This is a genomic window from Fibrobacter sp., assembly GCA_012523595.1.
Classification (GTDB): Bacteria; Fibrobacterota; Chitinivibrionia; order Chitinivibrionales; family Chitinispirillaceae; genus JAAYIG01.
Window position 1 is genome coordinate 1 of sequence record JAAYIG010000115.1, and the last position, 3973, is coordinate 3973.

Annotated in this window: 2 protein-coding genes; both read left to right on the forward strand. The window is 43.7% G+C overall.

Annotation, left to right across the window (positions count from 1 at the left end; translation table 11 throughout):
* Positions 1-327 precede the first annotated feature (327 nt).
* Positions 328-1746: a hypothetical protein gene (locus tag GX089_07820; protein NLP02385.1), complete on the forward strand. Its 1419-nt coding sequence runs from the start codon at positions 328-330 to the stop codon at positions 1744-1746.
* A gap of 4 nt (positions 1747-1750) precedes the next feature.
* Positions 1751-3700, forward strand: coding sequence for an amidohydrolase family protein (locus GX089_07825; protein ID NLP02386.1), 1950 nt, complete (start codon positions 1751-1753; stop codon positions 3698-3700).
* Positions 3701-3973: the final 273 nt, after the last annotated feature.

Consider the following 3973-nt stretch of genomic DNA (forward strand, 5'->3'; position numbering starts at 1 on the left):
ATTGTTATACCTGGTGTAAATAAAGAATTACACCCGAAAAACAAAGTTTCCTGTCTGCTCAGCCCAGCTCAGCATCAGCCCAGTATCCAAATTCCCTGTCAGCCGCAACTAATCTAAGGATTGCTGGAAAAAGGGCCTTTTTACTTACGTTGCGGATAGTTTCTCAAGTGTTTTTGTATCCTGAGTGTTAAGTGCGATTTGTTCAAGCCTGAAGATAATGAAATCAGAGGATAATAGAGGGAAAAGTGTTGCCCAAAAAAAAGCTGAATACAACAGTCCCATAAACAGTACAAGTAACAAAAAGAACGAATACGGAGCAATAAATAGATGGGAAAACCTGCGGCCCGACTGGGAGATATGACAAGCCATGGCGGAACAATTGTAACAGGCTCCTCCAATGTGTTCTTTAATGGAAAGCCTGCAGCCAACGCACTTTCGATGCATGTCTGCCCGATGGTTACTCCAGGAACACCTCCAATCCCCCATATCGGCATGCTCGCTGTGCCTGCCGGAGCACCAACAGTTCTGATCAACGGTGTACCAGCAATACTACTGGGTGATATGTTTCTTTGCGCCGGCCCACCAGCATCAGTAATACTTGGCAGTACCAATATTCTCATCGGTACGGGTGGAAGCGCAGGTGGTGGAGGTGGAGGTGGTGGAACAGATCAGGCTGCGATAGAATCCGCGTTAAGAGCCGGCAAGCTATCACCTGTAAAAGGAACCGAAACCTGGCCGATCGATATCCAGGCGGTCGCTCTTGTCATGCAGAAACATCGCACACCGGAACAGTTTGAAGATGACCTGAAACTTCTTGAGTCCATGGCAGAGCAGCGTCTGCAGGAAGAGAAGAAAGAAGACTCACAGGTTAAACTGACACTAAAGGATTTCGTGGAGATTTTTGAAGAGATTGAGAGGGAGCAAGGCTATGAAGCAGCCCGTCACTATGCATCGGTCGGCATAAACTATGATCGTCTGACAGAGATCGCGAAATCGTTTGTCGAGGGACTTGACACAAATCCAGATAATGACCCCAATATCATGCCGACAAGGTTTATGCTGCTTTATGGTGCCGATGATTCAAAGCTCAGGAGTATTGACAAACATCCGGATAATTTTGACAGCGCACCGGAACATAAAATCACCGTATCAAATCTTTGTAAAGGCTTGAGGATGCTGGGAGCGAAAATACCGGAAACCGGTGTATATGACGACCAGCTCTTGAAAGCCCATATACAATACATAAGTCGCCTGACCGGACATCAATTGGAAAAGAACACTGTACATATAGTGGAGGAGGGCGAAAGTCTTGGGGCAATCGCGCGCAAATATGGCCTCCCCACATGGAAATACCTCTACCAGATCAACAAGGACAAAATCGGTGATAATCCCGATCTGCTTGTAAAGGGAACAGAGCTGCAGATCCCTCAATGGGACAGTACATCGGGAGATGAAAAGATAGCTTTAAAGGGAGCAGATCCGGAGTATTACGCGCATGGAAGACACTATAAATACCCATGGGTACCATTCAGCGCTACAATGGTGGATGAAAAGGGTGAAGTAATAAAAAAAGACGACAATGAAGAAAAACTGGAGTATGAGATTCGTGACCGGGAGAGCGGGAATGTGCTCGTATCGGGTGAAGCAGAGTGTAGTGATGAATTGGAGATGCTGCTGCCTGATTCACAGGCGCTTGAGATCACAGTAAACGGCTATACATATGATATCGAGATGAAAGGATCGTAGAGCAATGGGAACGATATGTGCCAACGATGCTGTACGGATAAAAAAGAAGAGAATTATCCATGCGAGTGGAATAATGGACGGACACGCGCATCATAACAGCGGTGCGTGTTGTCCCATGCCGTTGATATATGCGCAGCTTGAAGAGGGATCAATAAAAATTTATCCGACTACAGCTTGGGGCCTCCGTACCAGAGAATTTTGTGAATTCACTGCCGCTCTGCAATACAAGGAAGGGGTGCGTATTCAGAGATTGACAACACTGGATATGGGTAACCATCTTGCCACATTAAACAGGCAAACATTTTCCAATATCAGGCACAGTATGGATTTCGCGGTGAATGAAACCAGGTTCGTCAAAGAACCAATAGCGACTCCTATGATAATTGCAACCATGGACATGGAGTATGCACATATAGCCGGATATGAAGGTCAGACTATTTATCATGAGGAAAATGGTGAGTTGTTTTACTTCGAAAGGGTGTATAGTGATAAACCAGAGAGGGAAGGAATTAAGAGGGATTTATCGCATGAGCTTCTCGAGAATAGGATTATTCAAATAGATGAAGATAGTAAGTTGTCTTTCATCAAAAAAGCGTTTGAAGACAAAACGCTGTTGATAAGTTCTGTTAAGGATGTATCACATGAAATTAACGAGATTATTACTGGGATAATAGACCATGGCAATTCGTTTGTCAATTATGTGATTGGCGACAAACCGGAATCGAAAGATGTTAATAGTGATTTATCGAATGAAAGTACCGAGAAAAGGATTGACCAATCAATGGTGTTGAAACTGAGGAAGTGGGAATTTCAGTGCAGTGAAACTGAAACAGCCGCAGTAAATAACCCCTTGCATTTATTGCCGCTTTATTTTTATGACCCCCGCAGATTCTGCAAACCATCAGGGACTGCTTTTCCCAAATCTAAAGCGTACGGAGCATGGGATGAAATCTTTAATTATATCGCTACCGAGAGTAAACCAGGTATATGGGCTGGAGTTAAAATGTATCCTCCTCTAGGTCATAAGCCTCTTGATGAACTCTGCGAATATCTGCCGGATTTTTATTATAGATGTGAGAAAGAAAAAATACCTATTCTGACGCATTGTTCACCAGGAGGGATGACAACACACGAGGCCGGTTACTATCTGAATTTTGATATGAAAAATGGAGTGCTTTGCCGCAAACGGTATCTTGCCAGACAAAAGCAGCTTATGAAAATTGCCAGTCTGACAGGAAAACCGGCAAGTAATGCTCCATGCTATCCCGAAGAATGGGGTGTGAACACCGGTAAATTCAATCGATTTCTATATGACTACTTCTTCAAATGCTATGTTCACCCTGAGGCCTGGCGGCCGGTGCTTGAAAACTTTCCGGATTTGCATCTCTGCCTTGCTCACTTTGGCGGTGATGAGTGGAGACGCGGCCCGATCAGTGAATGGAACGATACACCACCGAGTGATTGGATAAACAGTATAGTTGATTTGACAAAAAAGTATAAAAATGTGTACACGGACATATCCTGCTTCAATTTGGAAGAGAAACTTACCGGTGACAATTTTGAGGACAAGAAAGTGCGCCACACACTCAGCAAGATGTTTTACTGGATACGGGACAGGGATGAGTACAAGCATTTGCGAAACAAGGTGATTTTCGGGACAGACTGGTATCTCACCCATCTGACCCGTTCAGATGATGGAGCAAAATACGACAACTACTGCCGGGATTTCAAGAAACTCATCGATCAGGTTGATCCGACTTTCTGGGTACGTTTTACGCTGGTTAATCCGTGGTCGTGTTATTCGATAAGTAAAAGCAAAATCAATAAAATGGCTGGTGCATTAAAATTGGCTGGTGCAGTTGACTCAACTTTGGTTGAAAGAGTGGGAAAACTAGAGAAACTCGATGACGAAGTGTCCCGTATCAAGGAGCAACTGGCAAAATGGGACGCTTAAAAATACCAACAATGAATTTGAGGTGATACATGTACGATTTTTCAAATATTCCGTTTTATAAAATGATTTTAATTACTTTTTATGTTTTCCTGAGATTCTACTGGCCGTTGATCGCCACTGCAGCATTTGTTCTGATACTCTGGCGAATAAAGCTTCCCCGCAGAAAAAAACTGCACATCGCTCTAATAGCAATATGTTTATATGTATTTGGAAAAACAGTTTATAGCTTTTTTCCGGGATACGTGCCAGGATGCAAAGTAAACACAAACAACG